General features: G+C 61.4%; 15 protein-coding genes. 2 read left to right on the forward strand and 13 right to left on the reverse strand.

All coding sequences use genetic code 11. The features are described from left to right. Positions 1–27: 27 nt before the first annotated feature. The 6 genes from KTAU_RS05665 to KTAU_RS05690 form a co-directional block, all read right to left on the reverse strand. Positions 28–957, reverse strand: coding sequence for a ribonucleotide-diphosphate reductase subunit beta (locus KTAU_RS05665; protein WP_151727416.1), 930 nt, complete (start codon positions 955–957; stop codon positions 28–30). Positions 958–1,330: 373 nt separating this feature from the next. Then, the gene (locus KTAU_RS05670; protein WP_151727417.1) at positions 1,331–3,793 is read right to left on the reverse strand and encodes a 3-hydroxyacyl-CoA dehydrogenase/enoyl-CoA hydratase family protein; all 2,463 of its coding nucleotides are present in this window, start codon (positions 3,791–3,793) and stop codon (positions 1,331–1,333) included. A 2-nt stretch (positions 3,794–3,795) separates the two neighbouring features. After that, the gene (locus KTAU_RS05675; protein WP_151727418.1) at positions 3,796–4,992 is read right to left on the reverse strand and encodes a thiolase family protein; all 1,197 of its coding nucleotides are present in this window, start codon (positions 4,990–4,992) and stop codon (positions 3,796–3,798) included. 242 nt (positions 4,993–5,234) lie between these two features. Continuing rightward, on the reverse strand, positions 5,235–5,666 hold the full coding sequence (locus tag KTAU_RS05680) for a MaoC family dehydratase (protein ID WP_151727419.1): 432 nt from the start codon (positions 5,664–5,666) through the stop codon (positions 5,235–5,237). Positions 5,667–5,981: 315 nt separating this feature from the next. Then, entirely contained in the window at positions 5,982–7,775 is a 1,794-nt protein-coding gene (locus KTAU_RS05685; protein ID WP_228026324.1) for an acyl-CoA dehydrogenase FadE, read from the reverse strand. Positions 7,776–8,063: 288 nt separating this feature from the next. Then, positions 8,064–9,833, reverse strand: coding sequence for a long-chain-fatty-acid--CoA ligase (locus KTAU_RS05690; protein ID WP_371875061.1), 1,770 nt, complete (start codon positions 9,831–9,833; stop codon positions 8,064–8,066). 253 nt (positions 9,834–10,086) lie between these two features. Between KTAU_RS05690 and KTAU_RS05695 the strand changes: the two genes are divergently transcribed. Continuing rightward, positions 10,087–10,890 (forward strand): MmyB family transcriptional regulator, encoded by an 804-nt coding sequence (locus KTAU_RS05695; protein WP_151727421.1) that lies wholly within the window; start codon positions 10,087–10,089, stop codon positions 10,888–10,890. Between the two features lie 137 nt (positions 10,891–11,027). Here KTAU_RS05695 and KTAU_RS21485 read toward each other — a convergent pair whose 3' ends face one another. The 6 genes from KTAU_RS21485 to KTAU_RS05720 all read right to left on the reverse strand — a co-directional run bounded on the left by KTAU_RS21485 (position 11,028) and on the right by KTAU_RS05720 (position 16,579). Then, positions 11,028–11,201: a hypothetical protein gene (locus KTAU_RS21485; protein WP_170293082.1), complete on the reverse strand. Its 174-nt coding sequence runs from the start codon at positions 11,199–11,201 to the stop codon at positions 11,028–11,030. A gap of 128 nt (positions 11,202–11,329) precedes the next feature. Continuing rightward, a complete protein-coding gene (locus tag KTAU_RS05700; protein WP_151727422.1) occupies positions 11,330–12,145 on the reverse strand; it encodes a hypothetical protein in 816 nt (271 codons plus the stop codon). 448 nt (positions 12,146–12,593) lie between these two features. Then, a complete protein-coding gene (locus KTAU_RS05705) occupies positions 12,594–14,039 on the reverse strand; it encodes a tetratricopeptide repeat protein (protein WP_151727423.1) in 1,446 nt (481 codons plus the stop codon). A 372-nt stretch (positions 14,040–14,411) separates the two neighbouring features. Next, complete coding sequence (locus tag KTAU_RS05710; RefSeq protein ID WP_151727424.1) at positions 14,412–15,251, reverse strand: tetratricopeptide repeat protein; 840 nt, start codon at positions 15,249–15,251, stop codon at positions 14,412–14,414. 445 nt (positions 15,252–15,696) lie between these two features. Next, positions 15,697–15,951, reverse strand: a complete 255-nt coding sequence (locus tag KTAU_RS05715; RefSeq protein WP_151727425.1) for a helix-turn-helix domain-containing protein — start codon at positions 15,949–15,951, stop codon at positions 15,697–15,699. A gap of 373 nt (positions 15,952–16,324) precedes the next feature. Next, positions 16,325–16,579 carry a helix-turn-helix domain-containing protein gene (locus KTAU_RS05720; protein ID WP_151727426.1) on the reverse strand — a complete coding sequence of 85 codons (255 nt, stop codon included), beginning with the start codon at positions 16,577–16,579 and terminating at the stop codon, positions 16,325–16,327. 220 nt (positions 16,580–16,799) lie between these two features. Between KTAU_RS05720 and KTAU_RS05725 the strand changes: the two genes are divergently transcribed. Beyond that, positions 16,800–17,195 (forward strand): hypothetical protein, encoded by a 396-nt coding sequence (locus tag KTAU_RS05725; RefSeq protein ID WP_151727427.1) that lies wholly within the window; start codon positions 16,800–16,802, stop codon positions 17,193–17,195. A 284-nt stretch (positions 17,196–17,479) separates the two neighbouring features. On the opposite strand, the gene KTAU_RS05730 is transcribed toward KTAU_RS05725, so the two are convergent. Beyond that, positions 17,480–17,827: a helix-turn-helix domain-containing protein gene (locus KTAU_RS05730; RefSeq protein ID WP_151727428.1), complete on the reverse strand. Its 348-nt coding sequence runs from the start codon at positions 17,825–17,827 to the stop codon at positions 17,480–17,482. Positions 17,828–17,840: the final 13 nt, after the last annotated feature.

Consider the following 17,840-nt stretch of genomic DNA (forward strand, 5'->3'; position numbering starts at 1 on the left):
TCACTGGCTCGCTCGCCTCACGCCAGCCTAGGCGACCGCTGGCAGGAAGTCAGAGGGGACGCCGATGACCTTGAGCTTCTTGCGCAGTGAGTTCATGCCGAACCTGAGCAGCTCGTCGGGGTCCTCGCCAAAGCTGCTCAACAAGGCTCGCTGGAAGTCCGAGAGATAGAGGATGTCATGGATCTGCGGCATCCATTTCTGGATGGTGTCGCGGATGACCTCGGCATAACGGGCATCTTCCTGCACCATGTCCCGCAGGAAGCGCACACCGAAAAGGACGTGGCGCGACTCGTCGCGGGCAATGGCGTTGAAGCCCTGCTGGAAACCTGGATACCAGCCCATGCGCTTATTGCGGTTGAGCATGCTGCGCTGCCCGGCCAGGGCCAGGGTGCCCTCGGTAATGATGTGGTAGAGGGTGACGCCTTCGACGAGGTGCTCCAGCTTCTCGGGCTGGGCTTGAATGCGCTGGCCGATCTCGACCAGGCCCTCCATCAGGATCTGCCGCTCGCTTTCACGCAGTAAGGGACGAATCTGGACAAGCAGGGCCTCGATGTCTTCGCCTTCAAAGCCTAACGCTTCGCGGAAGAACCGGTCAAAGAAGACGGAGTGACGCGCTTCGTCAACGAGCTGGGTGGTGAGAAAGATGCGCTGTTCTTCTTTGGGGGCTGCAGCACAGTAGGGGATGAGGGTGTGGGTGACGCTGACTTCACCCTGGAAGAAGACGACGAAGCCGCTGATGTGCACCGGACGGGCTGCCTCTTCGATCTGGCTCCATTGCTGGCGGTCAGCGCTGAAGTCGATGTCCTGGGTGCTCCATTGCTGCTTCTCCCAGCGCTGGTACAGCTCGCGATAGGTCGGCAGGTTGACGAGTTTATCGTCAATCTCACCAACGATGATGGCGTCTCCTCCCAGTTGACCAAGCTCTCGCAGTGAGGCCTTGCTGACGTCGATCGCCATGATGGACTCGGCTCCTTTCCTTTCCTTGCGGCTAGGCCCCCGCTTCTGCGCGGAGGCGATCCTGCATTCCGCTGTCCTGGTGCGCTGTCTGGCAGTACTGCACGACTCCACCCGGCAGCAGGCAGCCGGAGGAACGGGTGCCGGTCGGCGCTACCTCGGCTACCAGCCTACCGACACCCGCTGCTGTCGCCCCGGGCGGGACCGGCCACGCTGCGGGCGAGCAGAGGCTCTGGCCCGCGAGGTTTCGGCCGCTGCGGTGGGCCAGAGCCGCCGTGGGCGGCATCGCCCGCGGTCTGGCCCTGGCTTCGGTTGGCATGAGCCTGGCCCGATCGATGCGATAGCGATAGTGTTGACTGCTCGCTATGGAGCAAGCTTAGTTGCGCAGGGGCTTGCCGGTCATAAGGATGGCCTGCATGCGCTCCTGCGTCTTCTCCATGCCGCAGAGGCTTAAGAATGCCTCGCGCTCCAGATCAAGCACTTGCTGCTCGGTCAACGGTGTCAGCGGCGAGGTGTTGCCGCCGGTGACGATGCGCGCCAGATGACGCCCGATGACCGCATCGTGCTCGGTGATTTTGCCCGCGAGCAGCATGTTCTCGATCTGCTGCTCCAGGACGAGGCGCCCGCCCGGTCCAGGCAGCAGGAGCATGGCCGGCTGCGGCGGCTGCCAGCGCCCTGCTTCGCGCGCTTCGGCCAGGCGCAAGGCGTCGGCTTTGGCGTCGCGCAGCAGGAGATCGCGATTGGTGGTGATGCTGTCGCTCTTGCGCAGGAAGCGGTATTCCTGCGCCTCGACAGCGCTGGTGGCGACAGTGGCCATCGCCACCAGCTCAAAGACGCGCCGCGGGGCGGCAAATGGTCCTCCGGCACTACGCGATTGCTGGTCTTCGAGACGGGCCCCGTGGCGCAGGAGGAGTTCCTTGACGCCGCCACCGCCCGGCACGAGACCGGCCCCGACTTCGACGAGGCCAATGTAGGTCTCGGCATGCGCGCGGACGTGGCTGCTATGCATGACGATTTCACAGCCACCTCCCAGGGTGCGCCCGGTAGGGGCTACGACGACTGGGATGGGGCTGTACTTGAGAAGCATGTTGACCTGCTGGAAGGAGTTGACGGCCTGCTCCAGCATCTCCCACTGGCCGTTACGCGCGCCGACGAGCATCAGGAAGAGGTTGGCGCCCGCCGAGAAGTCCGGGGCGTCGTTGGCGATGACGATGGCCCGGAATTGCTTCTGCCCCTCTTCGACGGCATAGTGCAGCATCTCGATGATGTCCTGGTCGATGGCGTTCATCTTGGTGTGGAATTCGACGCAGACAACGCCATCGCCCAGGTCGATCAGCGAGGCCGAACCGTTCTCACGGATGACCTTGTTCTGAGCCTTGGCTACGCTGAGGGAGAGGCTGCCGCGCAACTGTGGGACAGGCTGGTAGCTGCCGCTGTGGAAGTCGAAGTAGCGCCGCTGCCCAATGGGGCCGCTATAGAAGCGCCCTTCTCCCTGGGTGATGACCCGGCGCACTAGCTCGGGTAGACGAGCACCGTGCTTTTCAGCGAGAGCGCTGAGCGTGGCCGGCGCCTGCTCTTCGCTGACATCTTTAAAGGAAGGATGGGAGCGCAGGACGCGATAGAGCGTTTCGGGATGCTCCAGGAGAATATCCCAGCCTTCAAAGCTGCCCAGGTCGAAGTTGAAGCCCCAGCGCATGGCCTGGTCAACGGCGACGATGCTGTCAGCGATCTCCGGCGCCAGTCGCGCGGCGTAGATCAGCGAGTCGGCCAGGGTCTCGCGCGCCAGTTGGGCAGCGCGATCGTTGCCATTGAGGACGGTCAGCATGCGCTGGCTGGGATCGTCGAGGTTGCGGGCAGCCCCTATGGATTCAAAGCGCGGCTTCTGTTGCGGCTGATACTCCAGGGTCTGCAGGTTGAGTTCGAGAATAGTGGATTCGCCGCCGGGATTCTTGATGCGCTTGTAGAAACCCTGGCCACTCTTCTCACCCAGCCAGCCGCGCCGTACCAGCTCGCGCACAACCTCGGGAACGCGGAAGATTTCGCGCTCGGGGTCGTCGGGGGCATTCTCGTAGATGTTGTCGGCGACATGGACCAGGGTGTCGAGGCCGGAGAGGTCGGCAGTGCGGAAGACCGCCGATTTGGGTCGCCCCATGCTGGGGCCAAGAATGGCATCGACCTCGCTGACGGTGTAGCCCTCTTCGAGGGCACGCCGGATGGTCGACAGGAAGCCGTAGACGCCGATGCGGTTGGCAATGAAGTTGGGCGTGTCTTTGGCCAGGACGACCCCCTTGCCCAGCACCTCGGTGGCGAAGTCCTGCATGAAGCTGACCAGGGCCGGATCGGTCTGCTGGTCGGGAACGATCTCCAGCAGGCGCATGTAGCGCACCGGGTTGAAGAAGTGGGTGATGAGGAAGTGGCGACGGAAGCGCTCGCTGCGCCCGGCAGTCAGCAGGTGAGCCGGCAGGCCGGAGGTATTCGAGCTGACGATAGTGTTGTCGCCCAGCAGCGGCTCCAGTCTGTCGTAGAGCTGCTGCTTGACGTCGAGACGCTCAAAGACAGCTTCGACGACCCAGTCGGCCAGCGCAGCTTCTTGCAGGTTGTCTTCGATATTGCCAACGGTGATGAGTCTGGCTTGCTCTTTGCTGTAGAAGGCAGCGGGACGGGCTTTGAGGGCACGCTCCAGGCCGGCGCGCGCGACGCGGTTGCGGTCCGCTCCCGCATCAGGCGGCACGATGTCCAGCAGGAGGCTGGGAATGCCGACGTTGGCAAGATGGGCGGCGATGGCAGCCCCCATGACGCCGGCCCCGATGACCGCTGCTTTGCGAATCTGGTACCCCATGACTACGACAACCTCTCGATGATGGTCGCTACGCCCTGGCCGCCACCAACACAGAGGGTGGCCAGACCCAGGGTCTTGTCGGCGGTCTGCAGGTCGTTGATGAGCGTGGCGACGATACGGGCGCCGCTACAGCCCAAGGGATGGCCCAGGGCAATGGCGCCTCCATGCGGGTTGAGCTTCTCTTCGTCGATGCCCAGTTCCTGGATGACGGCCAGATTCTGGACGGCAAAGGCTTCGTTGAGTTCGATGATGTCGATGTCGCTGAGCTGCATGCGCGCGCGCTGCAGCACTTTCTTGACCGCCGGAACCGGTCCAATGCCCATGATGTCGGGCCGCACACCGGCGACGGCCATCGCGACGACGCGCGCCAGTGGCTGGATGCCGAGTTCGCGGGCCTTGTCGGCAGACATGAGGACGACGGCAGCGGCTCCATCGTTGAGGGGGCTGGAGTTGCCGGCGGTGACGGTGCCGTCCTTGATGAAGGCCGGTTCCAGGGCGGCGAGCTTCTCCATCGAGGTGTCGCGCCGCGGCCCTTCGTCGGTCTCCATGATGCGCCCATCGGGCAGCTTGACCGGGACGATTTCGCGCTTGAAGAAGCCGCTGTCAATGGCGGCCACGGCCCGCTGATGGCTGCGCAGGGCGAAGGCATCCTGGGCCTGGCGACTGATGTTGTATTTGCGCGCCAGGTTCTCAGCAGTCATGCCCATCGGGATGTAGCTGTAGAAGCCGTATTCTTGCTCGGTGGGCGGATAGGGCCAGTCGTATTTCTCGCCTTCGGCAGGCTTGATGAGGCGCGGGTTGAAGCTGGGGTTGAAGCCGCCCATTGGGACGCGCGACATGCTCTCGACGCCGGCAGCCACAATGGCCTCGCCCTGGCCCAGCATGATGCTCTGGGCAGCCATGTTGACAGCCTGCAGGCTGGAGGCACAGAAGCGGTTGACGGTGACGCCTCCACAGGTCTCGGGCAGGCCCGCCAGCGGGGCCACGATGCGGGCCATGTTCATGCCCTGCTCGCCTTCGGGGAAGGCACAGCCCAGGATGACATCTTCGATCAGCGCAGGGTCGAGCTGCGGTACACGATCAAGGGCGCCACGAATGGCAAAGGCGGCCAGGTCGTCGGGGCGAACGTCCTTGAGGGCGCCTTTGTTGGCGCGCCCGATCGGTGTGCGTACGGCACTGACAATGACAGCATCTATCATGGGGGATCTGCTCCTCGTCTCGGCTTGTTGTGACAACTGTGCACCAGCCTGGGCGGCATTCGTTGGACCGCCCGCTGGCAGAACAAGATTGTCTGAGATGTACTTGATACGTCGCTGACATGTACTGAAGAGACAGACATTGAACACGGGCCGCGGACAGTCTGCGACAGAGCGAGGCGGCCCGGCCTCGTCCGCTGGTAGTCAGACAGTGTTTTAGTCAGGGGGCCGGCTGTCCGCCCTGTTCAGCTGCGATCTGTGTCTGGGCTGGCAGGCTCCGGCGCCTGGCGAATGATGCCCTGGGCGCTCCCACGCAGAACCTCCTTGCCGTGCTGGTTGCGGCAGACTGAGACCAGTTCTAGAGAGAGGTAGCCGTCTCCGGGTTCCAGACGGCTGACAGTCATCTCGCAGCGAATACGGTCGCCGGCGAAGACTGGGCGCAGAAATTCCATCTGCATGCTGCGCGCGATAAAGTTGAGGTCGCCGCCCAGCTTCGTGGGGATGCTGGCGGTGAGCAGGCCCTGAACCATCAGCCGGCCCTGAGCGTCAGGCTGCATGTGATGGTGGCCCTTGTCGCCCGAAAGTTCGGCAAAGAGGCGGATGTCCTCCGCGCTAAAGGTGCGCTCGTGGCTCAGGACATCGCCAACCTGTAAGGGTCGCTGACTCTTGTTCTCCATAGACTCCTTGCTCCTGGCTGCTGGCACTCCCTTCTCTCCTGTCGCTCAGGGCAGGAAGGCTGGCCAGCGCGCTGCCAGAGCAGGCCATCCCATCCCTCAGCGGAGAGGCGGTGACCAGCCGGCGACGGCGGCGGAAAGAGGAGCTGGCTGGCGTTGCGCCCTCGCTCGCAGTCCACCAGCCGCCGTCGGCCTTTGGCACTCGGTCATGCTATCCACACAGGATAGCTATGGGGGCAGGAGAGAGAATCTGTCTGTCTGTCTGTCTGTCTTCTTGCTTCCTTGCCCCTCGCTGGCTTTGACCAGCCTTGAGCCGGACTAGAAGTGCGGCAGCGGGTAGCCTTTCTTGGCTACAACCTCGGCGGCGATGTCGCGCTGCAGGGCTACGCCGTTGATCAGGTAGTCGCCGACGTAGGCGCGCACACGCGCCAGTTCCTCGCTGACCGTCTCCGGCTCAAAGTAGGTCATGATCATCTGATCCAGATTGAGGCGGATGCGCGAATGGGCCAGCCAGGTCGCCAGTTGCGCCAGCTTGCTGTGCAGAGCACTGTTCTCGTCGCCGCGGCGGATGGCCTGGATGGCGCGCGCCAGGGCGCTATCACTGGCGTAGATGTCGATCAGCAGGTTGGCCAGGTACTCGATGAACTCCTCTTCGTTCTCGAGGGCCTGCATGTAGCGCATGGCAACGCGCATGCCGGCGTAGATAGCCACATCCTTGGCACGCTCGACAGCGTGGACGGCAGTCCGCAGCTCGGCTGGCACCTCGTCGCCCGGGGCCGGCAGGGCCTCGCCCGACTTGATGCGGGCCTCGATGGCCGGGTAGCGGTTCATCAGGTCGATCTTGCCGCCCAGGACGCGGCGGAAGAGGGTGCCAGCAGCCACCAGGCGGTTGATCTCGTTGGTGCCCTCAAAGATGCGCTGGATGCGGGCGTCGCGATAGGCTTTCTCGATCGGGTACTCCTGCATGTAACCGTAGCCGCCGAAGATCTGAACGCCCTCGTCGACGACATAGGCCAGGACTTCGCTGCCGTGCACTTTGGCAATGGAGTCCTCGATGGCAAATTCTTCGATGGCCTTGAAGACCTGCTCGGTGTTCTCTCCGGCTCCTCGACGGGCGTTCTCGATGTTGGCGGCAGTGCGGAAGACCTCGCTTTCGGCTGCGTAGGTCTCGGCGGCCATGCGCGCCAGCTTCTTTTGAATCATGCCGAATTCGTGCAGGTATTTGCCGAAGGCTTTGCGCTCGGTGGTGTAGGCGGCAGCCAGGTCAAGGGCTGTGCGCGCGCCACCGACGGCGCCGGCCCCGAGCTTGAGACGCCCGATGTTGAGGATATTGAAGGCGATCTTGTAGCCTTTGTGCAGCTCGCCCAGCAGGTTTTCGACAGGCACCGGCGTGTTCTCAAAGTAGACCTGGCGCGTCGAGGAGCCTTTGATGCCCATCTTGCGCTCTTCGGCGCCGGTGGAGATACCCGGCCAGCTTGTCTCGACGATGAAGGCCGAGGGCCGCTGGCCATCGACGCGCGCGAAGACAACCATGAGGTCGGCAAAGCCGGCGTTGGAGATCCACTGCTTGGTGCCGTTGAGCAGGTAGTATTTGCCGTCCTCGGAGAGACGCGCCGTCGTGCTGAGGTTCATGGCATCGGAGCCAACGCCTGGCTCGGTCAGGGCGTAGGCCGCGATCCATTCACCGGTGGCCAGCTTCGGCAGGTATTTGCGCTTCTGCTCTTCCGTGCCATAGAAGACGATCGGCAGGGTGCCGATGGTGGTATGGGCGCCGAAGGCTACGCTGAACGAGGCTTCGTGGATAGAGGAGGCGACGATCGCGCTGGTGAGCAGACCCAGTTCAGCCCCGCCATACTGCTCGGGGATGTCGATCATGAGCAGGCCCTGCTCGCCAGCTTTCTTGACCAGTGAGGGCATGACGCCCGGCTCCTGGTGCTCAACGGCCTCTAGCTTGGGCAGAACCTCGCGCATGACAAAGGTGGCCGCCGATTCGGCAATCCAGCGCTGTTCGTCGTCACTCTGCTCCAGAGTGAATATTTTGTCGGCGCTCTCGCTGACCGGAGTCAGCAGGAAGGCCGTTCCGCTCTCTGTGGGCTTCATCGTCATAGACATGCTTGGTTGTACCTCCAGTGGCTGGCACCAGGCCGGCACTGGCCTCGCGGACGGCACGCTGCTCTAGCGCCCGCCCGTGCCGCCCAGGTCAGGCAAGGGTTCCAGCCATTTGCGTGTTGCTGTGAATGAATCGAATCGCTTTCAGGATCAATTGTCACTGGCACAGCGCCAGGGCCAGGCCAGGGCCGCCAGCCGGACCGGCAAACGGACCAACGACAGCCCAACAGCGAGGGCCGCTCTCCATCCGCTCCGCCGGCCCGGCCCGGCCAGGCCCGGCCTGGCAGCAGGTTAGTTGCTCTTTTGACTGACGCTCCGCTGCTTGAGCCATTGCTCGCGCAGCTCGCGACGCAAAACTTTGCCAATGAGAGACTTGGGCAGGCTCTCGCGAAATTCGATGATCTTGGGGACCTTGTATGCTGTCAGCTCTTTGCGACAGAACGCCACGATCTCTTGCCGGGTGGCGTCGTTGGCGGCGACGCCCGGTTTGAGGACAATGAAGGCGGCGACGGTCTCACCGCGGTATTCGTCGGGCACGCCAACTACTGCCGCTTCTTGTATGGCCGGATGCCGGAAAAGTACTTCTTCGACCTCGCGCGGGTAGACGTTGAAGCCGCTGGCGAGGATCATGTCTTTGGCGCGCTCGACCAGGTAAAAATAGCCTTCTTCGTCCATCTTGCCAAGGTCGCCGGTGCGCATCCAACCATCGCGGAAGATGGCCGCGGTCTCTTCTTTGCGGTTCCAGTAGCCCTGCATGATGTTAGGCCCGCGGACAACCAGTTCGCCGATCTCGCCCGGCGGCAGGAGTTTGCCGCTCTCGGGGTCCATGATGGCAGCCTCGACCTCGGGCAGGGGAAGACCAATACTGCCTTCGCGCACGTCGCCGTTGAGCGGGTTGCAGTGGGTGACGGGCGAGGCTTCACTGAGGCCATAACCCTCTACAAGGCGCCCTCCCGAGAGACTCTCGAAGTCGTGACGCACTTTGGCCGGCAGCGGCGCCGCCCCACTGATGCAGTAGCGGATCGATTGGAAGGCACGGCTGTCTTTGCCAGCTTCGCGCATGATGGCAATGTACATGGTCGGAATGCCCGGGAACATGGTCGGGCGGTAGCGCTTGATGGCATTCACGACTTCCCTGGGCTTGAATTGCGGGAGCAACACCATGCTGGCCGCCGCCAGGATGCCGAGGTTGAGACCCACGGTCAACCCGTAGGAGTGGAAAAAGGGGGCAACACAGAGGCCGGTCTCGCTGGCATCATGGGCGCGCGGTGTCCAGTAGCGCGTCTGATAGGCGTTGGCCAGCAGGTTGCGATGGGTGAGCATGGCCCCCTTGGAGAGACCTGTGGTCCCTCCTGTGTATTGCAGAACGGCCAGGTCCGTGCTGCGCGGCGGGTCGGGTACGGTGAAGACTTCAACCCCCGCGGCGCTGCTGGGCTTGAGCAGGTCGCTCATGAGCAGCAGTTTGGGGTCGGAACGCAGTTCGTCTTTGGTCAAGGGGGGCTGCGGCTGCTTGTGCCGCTCACGGCGCTGGCTCAAGGGGTAGAGCGTGCGCAGCAGGGGCGGCAGGAAGTCAGCGGGACTGGTGATGATGATGTGCTCCAGCGCGGTCTTGTCACGAATGGCACGTACGACCGGATAGAACATGTCAAGCATGACAAGGATGCGGGCACCGGAGTCGGCCATCTGGTGCTGCATCTCGCGCTCGGTGTAGAGCGGGTTAGTCGGAACGGCTATGGCGCCAAGCCGCAGGGTACCGTAGAAGGCGATCGGATATTGCGGGATGTTGGGCAGGGCAATGGCTACCCGGTCGCCCTTCTTGATGCCGAGCCGCTGCAGGGCCGCAGCAAAACGGTTGGCCAGGGCGGCAAATTGCGCGTAGGAGATGCGCGTTCCGTAATAGATGAAGGCGGTCTTGTCAGGATGACGACGGACTGTCTCGTCGAGCAGCCAGGTCAGGGGCTGGTCGGGGATCTCCAGGTGAACGGGGACGCCCTCTTCGTAATGCTTGATCCAGGGCCGCTTCGCCAACAGCTCCGCCTCGGCCTGCACCGTTGCGCTCATCGAGGGTTGTTCGTTCGGCTGTGTATTCTTGCTGACCGCAGAATCAGACATGGTCTCGCTCCTCATTGTCTGGTATCCACCAGGATACGCCAACCGGGCAGCCCACGATGGCCACCCTTCCGAGCATACAGTCCCCACTTGTTACTAGTATTATATGTTGCTCTTCCGATGATGGGTACGTTGCCAGCTAACAAATTTTGCGCCATAATGTGGATGTAGCTAACAGATAAAAGCGCACAAGGATGGTTCAGCGATGAGTCGGAGCACTGAGGCCGTTGAGCGTTCTGAGTTCGCTCGCCTCTTGACCGAGCTGCGCCAGCAGCATGGCCTCTCTCAGGGCCAGCTCGCTCAGGCCAGCCGCCTGTCACGGACGTATATCTACCACCTGGAGGTGGGCATGCGCACGAATCCGTCCCCCCATGTGGTGCGCAATATCGCTCGCGCTCTGGAACTGCAGGGCGCGGAGTGCCAGCGCTTCTATGATGCCTATACTCGCTTGACAGGCCAGCATGTGGAGCCGGATCGCTTGAGTAGCGCTCTGCTGGAGCTGGGCGAGCTGGCCAGTTTATTGGTGCAGAGTACTTCCTATCCGGCGCATTCGCTCGATCGCCTCTGGTTCCTCCATTCGTGGAATGCCGCTTCCCTTCGCCTCTTCGAGATCGACCCCCGCCTGGCTGAGCAGCATCCAAAGTTGCATCTGCTGGAGTTCGTCTTCGATCCTCAAATGCGCCGCCGCTTCCACGGCTGGGAAGATCTGGCCCACCGCCTGGTGAGCGATTTTCTGTATAATACGCATACGATGACGCATCTGCCTGAATATAAGGCTCTGTGGCGCCGCCTGCGCGAGCTGCCAGAGTTTAAACGCATCGCCTCAGCAGCCTACCCCAGCGGGAAGCCGGCCCCGTCCTTCGTCTTTCAGGTGCAGCATAGTGAGCTGGGCCGCCTGACTTTGCGCACGGCCACTACGGTCTTTACGGGCATGAGCAGCTACTCGATGGTGAGCTATGTGCCGGGCGATCAGCAGACGTTGAAGATTTATCGCGAGCAGGGCTGGTAAGGGCCGGGCCAAGGCCGTGGGGCGGCGGTAATTGCCCAGGCCCCAAGGGCATCGGCGATCATGAAGGCCAGGATGTCGCCTGGCTGGAAGCGCTCCATGAGGGCCTTGGCGAGCGGACTGCCAGGACCCAAAATGATTTATTGGGTGAAAGGGAGCAGCAGGATGCCGGACCAGACGACGATGAGGAGCAGGAGGACGCTGCTGAGGGTGGAATCGGCTCCCGCCCAGAGACCGCTTTGCTTTGAAGGATGGTCGGTCCACTCGGACGCCCGCGCCTCCGGCCCCGCCAGCGCTGGTATTCTCGGGACCATTTCGCCGCGCCCCAGGGCGAGTCTGCAGAGCCTGGGACGGCGCTGCCCGCGATGTTGTTTTGACGAATCTCTGTCTATCTATTGTAAGAATCTTTGCTGAGCCTGGCTTTGTCCCGTGGCAGCTGAGTTCAGGAGGGCGGAGATGTTGAGGTCGGTGGCTCCTGGGCCGCTTCCGGCTCTGATGCCGGCTTTGCCTCTGATGCTGGCGTCGGCGGCCAGCCCTGCGGCAGAGGCGCTTGCATCGGGTACAGCGGATAGGACCCCTGCAGCGGATAGGGAGCCGGCCCTGCTGTTGGTGCCGGCGGCGGCCAGCCGGCTGGCCAGGGCGCTGGCATTGGATAGGGCATCGGTCGCGCTTGACTCGGGCGCCCAGTCAGAGCACCAAGGGCGCAGCCGCTCAGTCCGAAGATGAGAATCAGGCAAAGATCCAGAGCAAGAGCGTCAAAGTAGGGGATGAGAAAATAGGGGGAGATAAAGTAGCTTGCGTCCAAACCAGCCGTGAACCCACCATGAATACCGATACTGATGAGACTAAAGAGGAACGAGAGCAGGATATCAAGCACCATAAACCAGAGAGTGGCCAGACAGGCGGTGATCATGATTACGCGCATCTCGTGGAGGCGACGACTCATGAATCGCCCGGCGCCAAAATAGACGCAGGCGGCCAGCAGGTCCTGGGGCAGGCTAAAGACCAGGGTAAAAAGCAAGCCGCTCACGACGACCTGGAGCAGAGAAGGTTGCTCCAGGCCCCTGGTCATCTGGATAGCTACCTGACCGACGGCATCACCCACCGCCGTCAGGGAACAGGCATTGAAGATGATCAGGATGAAGAAGAAGATGGCAGCCATGACGAGGCTCGTGCTCCAGATCTCCTGGCTGCTTCGACGCGTATTGGCCCCCAGTGGGCTGGCAGCGAAGCCGCCGGGCAGGAAGGGCTGCCCCACTGGCCCCGCTCCTGCTGGTGGTCTCTGCCTACTGCTCGCCAGGTCTGGCTGGCCAGGCTGCGCTTGCCCTGGTTCTTGCTGTGGCTCTTGCACGGATTTCCCCCTTGGTTGAATGAACTGGCAACGCTGGAGCAAGTGTTTTCTCGGCGTGCTGTGGGTTGACCCGTCCCGAGAGGTGTTCTTACGGCAGGCGGAGCGGAGGCGCAGGATGCCGCTGCAATGCCCACTTCGCCGCTCCGGCGGCTGTGGCCGTCCCTGCTCATTCATGGGCTGGCTCCATTGGTGATCTCCTTTTGATCGATTGAGCGTCGAGGTCTTTTACTGAGCTGAGAAGCCAGCGGCGCAAAGGCAGCCTGACAAGCAGCACGGCAGCGGGACTGACCAGCCCGCTATTCAGCGGCGCCAACAGCACTCGTGCCCGTCATGGTCCGCCGCCTGCATCGCTATCCTATCCTCGACCAGGTGCATGTTTTTCTTGCCGGCGGTCGGGGTCGCTAAAGTAGAGGCTGATTCCGCGCTTGAGGGTCTCTAGCAGCGGCTGATAGCGATGCCGCGGCGGCAGATGGGCTGACTGACCGTCGAGCAGGCCCTGCAGAGCTTCGAAAAACTCTAGCTCTTGATGGCCCGTGCCCGCTCCGGCCAGACCATTGGCCAGCCGGGAACGCAGGATGTTGTGCGCGCGCTGGAGCATGAGGCGCACTTCCTGGTTCGCCTCGGGGTGGATTGTGCAGACATCGACTACCGCTTCGCTGAGAAAGGCCAGCATCTCTAGCGCCAGAGCACCCCTGCTCATGGCGCGCATAGCCTGCGTCGGCGGTCTCTCCAGGGCCGCGGCGATCACTTCGGCGGCGCGCGGCGCCAGCTCCTCTGGCTCTATGAGAATGCCTTCTTCAGCCAGATGCTCACAGAGCAGCCCAATTGCCCCCTCTACTTCTCGACGCTGGTCAGCCGATACCTGACAGCTGCTGAGGAGGTCGAGCATGCGCAGGAAGCAGGCGAGGGCCACGCGCGTTTGATGGAAAAAGGCGAAGAAAATCCCCAGGTTGCTCAGGACGACGGCCTCTCGTTCGCGGTCCTGGCTGAGGCGCGCCAGCTCGAGAGCCTCTCGATAGCAACGCAGGGCTTCTTTGGCCTGCAGGCAGGTCTGGTAGAGCTGGCCCAGCCCCCCCAGCGTGAGGGCTAAGAGGGAGTTGTCGTTTTCACGACGCAGGAGCAGCAGGGCCTCCTGGTAGAGAACATGGGCATGCTGAATCTGCCCGAGCGAGAAATAGAGCGAGGCCAGTTTACTCAGGGTGGCCCCTCTGCCGCGCTGATCACCGATCTCGTGCTGGATGAGGAGCGCCTCCTGAAAACAGCGCAGGGCACGCTGAATCTGGCCATGCTCTTGATAGAAGGTGCCCAGGTTATTGAGCGTGGTACCCTGGCCGCTGCGATTGTCGACTTCACGATGGATGGCCAGGGCCTCCCGATAGCAGATGAGCGCCTCCTGATCACGATGCATCTCCTGATAGAGGGTCGCAAGGCGCCCCAGGGTGGTGCCTTCGCCCGGCAGGAAGCCGACTTCGCGCTGAATGTTCAACGCCTGACGGTAGACCATAAGCGCCTGCTCTCGCTCGCCCCGCCGCTGGTGGAGAGTGCCCAGGCTAGAGAGGGCACTGGCTTCTTTGAGACGCATGCCATACTCGCGGCTGCGGACAAGCGCTTGCTGGTAGTAGTCGCACGCCTGGTCAAGGCAATCCTGGCGTTGGAACAGGAGGCCGAGTCGGAAGAGGCTAAGCATCTCACCATCCCGATCCCCTTCGATACGCTGCTTCTCTAGTTGCTTCTGATAATAGGCAATCTCTTCACTGAGGGTCATCTGCCCCTGCTCTTCTTTCTCATTGTCTAGAATCATTTTCTAGCCTCTCTTTTGATTAAGGAGCGAAGGTCTTCAGACCCGACCTCCTTCGCCTTCTCTCCAGCCGATTCACTCCAGCACTGCTCTCGCTATCGGAATGGCTACCGCCACGCCTCTCCACCAGCAGACAGACAGGCAGACAGGCACTTCACCCGGTTGCAGACATACCACGCTCTCCCCTTTCTTGGCTTCCAGCAATCTACGCTGTAATGTGAGCGATTGGTTGCTTGAGCAACAACTGATACATAGCCGCTTGCCTGGAAGCTATTTCCTTCTTAGTATACACCAATTCTTTGTGGATGAATATACCCATCCAAGTGCAAATTTGTAAAAGAGATTTGGAAGAAATGGGAATCTAGTCCGCAATGCTTATTTCGACGGATCGCCCGCAGCCTGGCTGGCTCGCCAGCGGGCCTGGCCATCCTGGATGCGGCCAGGGAGGGAGCCCAGGAGGCACAGGGCCTGGAGCAGGAGCCCACGCTCCTCATAGACCTCGGCCAGGCCGATGAGTACTACGGCTTCCTGGTATGGGTCGCCGAGGCGCTGGCAGAGGGCGCGGGCTTCTTCGTAGAGGCTTTGGGCTTCTTCGTGGCGCTCTTGACGGTGGGCCAGACGCCCCAGGTTTTTGAGGGCGAGTAGTTCATGCTCGTGGTCGCCTGCTTGCTGCAGGAGCCGGCGAGCCTGCTGATAGTGCTGGAGGGCTTCGTCGTAGCGCTCGCGTCGCTCGGCCAGGCGCCCCAGGTTGATGACGGTGACGGCTTCGTTGCCAGGCTCACCCAGGGTGCGCAGGATTGTGAGGGCCTGTTGATAACAGGCCAGGGCTTGCTCGCTTTGCTCCAGGTTCTCGTAGAGCTGACCCAGGTTGTGCAGGGTGAAGGCCTCTCCTCGCCGATCCCCGGTCTGACGCAGGATGAGCAGGGCTTGCTCGTAATAGAGGCGCGCCTGCTCGGGCTGCTCTCTGGCCAGGAGCGTGCCCAGGTTGTGCAGGGTGGCAACCTGCGATTGGAGGTCGTCCAACCGCTGAAAGATTGGGAGGGCTTGCTCGTAACAGGCACGCGCCTGCTCGGGCCGCCCGTGATCTTGCAAGAGGGTGCCCAGCCTGTGCAGGGTGATCGCCTCGTTCCGCTGGTCTCCTCTGGCGCGGTAGTGCTGCAGTTCGCTCTGAAGCTGGGCAAGTGCCTGCGCCAGCTCTTCGCCTTCGGCGGTCATGTGAGCTGCTCCTCTCTCCAGCGCCTCACAGGAGGCCGACCGGCAGACAGTCCGCTCTCCCAATGATCCGAGAGAGGGACGAGGCGCTCTCCTTCGGCTGCTCTGCCCGGGCGCTGGCTCGCTTGTCCGCTCGCCGACTGTTTCAACCGCCGCCGGCTCCCGCTTGCGGTCCGCTCAGGTCAGGAATGGCCCGAAGCTTCAGGCCGCGCCGCGCAGGCTACAGTTCAGCAAGCAGGCGCTTCTTTTCTGCTACCATGAAGAGTATACACTATTTGTACGGCCCTGTGCAGACGGTGCCTCTTGAGCAGAGCGCTGTCCCTCGCTTTCGCTGATGGCTTTCCAGCGCGACAGGCCCGCTCTCTTTGAGAGGCTCCAGGCTAAGGTGGACTGCTGAGCAAATGCCTGGTGCTGCTGCCACCTTCACCATCACGCACTCACATGAGGGCTAGCTGCCCTCCAGACGACCTTTGAGCCGCTTCCGCTCCTCTTCGGCCTGCCACTTCGGCACGTCTTCAATAATATCGGTGACGGGCACTTCGAGCGCCTCAGCAATCTTATCAAGTGTATATGTAGAAACTGCCTTGTATGGATTAATAAAAATCTCTCGAATGACGTGATAGCTAACCTCTGACTTCATCGAAAGACGATGCATCGACATATTTTTCTCTTGAGCTACCTCTCTCACCCGCAGGCGTAACACGTGCTTTCCTCAACTCTCCATTGCTACATAACATGAAACAAGGGGAATAACAGACTCCGCCATCCTTGCTTGTTTGCCTATCTTACTGACGGCGAATGACCGCCAGTGCCAGCCTCTTGCTTGCTCACAGGGCGCCAACCAACGTGCACATCGATCGGGGCGCGTCGCAGTCCAGCAAGCAGACGCTTCTTTTCTGCGACTATGAAGAGTATACACCATCTGTGAGGTTGAATGCACGTACTTTCTCTTGTTTGCGCTGGCACCTTCCCCGTCCGCCAGCCTTGCGCTCTCTGCCAGCGCGCGAGTACGAGCGGAGTGTTGAGCGGATGTCTGGTGTTATAACCCTGCGGTCAAGCGTTCAAGTGAGGCGACGCTAGCTGTCTTCCGGCTGGCTTTTGAGCCGCTTCCGCTCCTCTTCGGCCTGCCACTTCGGCACATCTTCAATAATAGCTGTAACGGGCACGCCGAGCGCCTCAGCTATACGATTTAGAGTATCTGTATTGACCGTTCGATAGGGATCATGAAATATCCATCTGACAATGTAATAGCTGACTTGTGCCCGCAGAGAGAGCTGGTGCATTGAAATGCCTTTCTCTTGCGCTACCTCTTTCACACGCAGGCGTAACACACGCTCTCCTCAGTGTTTTTTTTAAGCTTACCAGAGTATCGTAATCTCGGGTATTCTATACTTTTATAATCATATAGATATGGCCTTTTTGCTATACGCTTATTTTTAATGCTATATCTATTGACTAATCGGCTCAATCATGGTAGGCTAGGGATAGGATGGCAAACGACAGGAAGGAGCCTGATGGAAGCGTCACGTTGTTGGTAGAGAAAGGAAGTGAATGATGACGACAGGGGAACGGGGGGGAAAGCAGGTGATGATGGGGGTCGGAGCAGACGACCTCAAGGCCATCAAGTACATTCTCCTGTTTTATGGGCGTTACCTACAGTCGGGCCAGGCTGGTCAGCCGGTGAGCCATCGCAGCATCAACCGTATACAGCTTGTCCTGCTCAAGGTTGAGCAGATTATCAGCGGGCAGGTTATCCTTCTGAGGTGGGACGAGCTGGGGCTGATCACCGAGGCCATTGCCACCTTCACCGAGCTGGTGCGCCGCAAGATTGCCGCCTCCAAGGAGCGTGATGAGGTGCTGGCCAACTGCGAGCAGCTCCACGACTACCTGAGCCTGGTCCTGCCGTCCATCCACCCAACCCTGAAAGGAGGTGGGAGCCTTTCCTGAGACATCCTGCCACTGAAGAGGGTCTTCGCTCTTCCTCTACCCCTACTCTCTAAACCTCCATCTCGTCTGCTATCAGCGCCCACGTAAGAGCGCGAAGACCCCTTCTGGCACAATCGCTTTCCCGAACGAACGCAGCGACGGCTAATCTTTAGCGAGATGGCGCGGGTGGGAGCGTCGAGTTCTGGCCCGGCGCGTCGGGACCACGCGTGCCATCTTTTCCTTCTCTCTTCTCAATTGCGCATCGGTCCGGCATTGACTCGCCAGGCCCCCCTCGCCCACAGCGGCTACGGCGCCTGGCGGCGAGGTTGACGCCCTGGCCGGCGGGGCAGCACTGCCAGCTCCGCCGCCAGGGCGCGCTGTTCGCGGACCATCTCCTCCTCCGAGACATCTTCCAGCAGGACGGTTGCCGGCACTCCCAAAGCGTGCGCAATGCGGTTCACGGTGTCCGTGTTGGTAGGCCGATAGGGATTGCGATAGATGGCCTTGATGATGTTATAGCTGACCTCTGCCCGCTGGGATAACTGGTTCATGGATATACCCTTCTCACGTGCGATCTCTTTGATACGCAGCCGAAGCACGATTCTTCCCTCATAAGCGAAGATAGTGCTATTAGTATAGCTCATTGATGCCATTTATGGAAGAACT

Origin of the sequence: Thermogemmatispora aurantia (assembly GCF_008974285.1) — a bacterium.
GTDB classification, from domain to species: Bacteria; Chloroflexota; Ktedonobacteria; order Ktedonobacterales; family Ktedonobacteraceae; genus Thermogemmatispora; species Thermogemmatispora aurantia.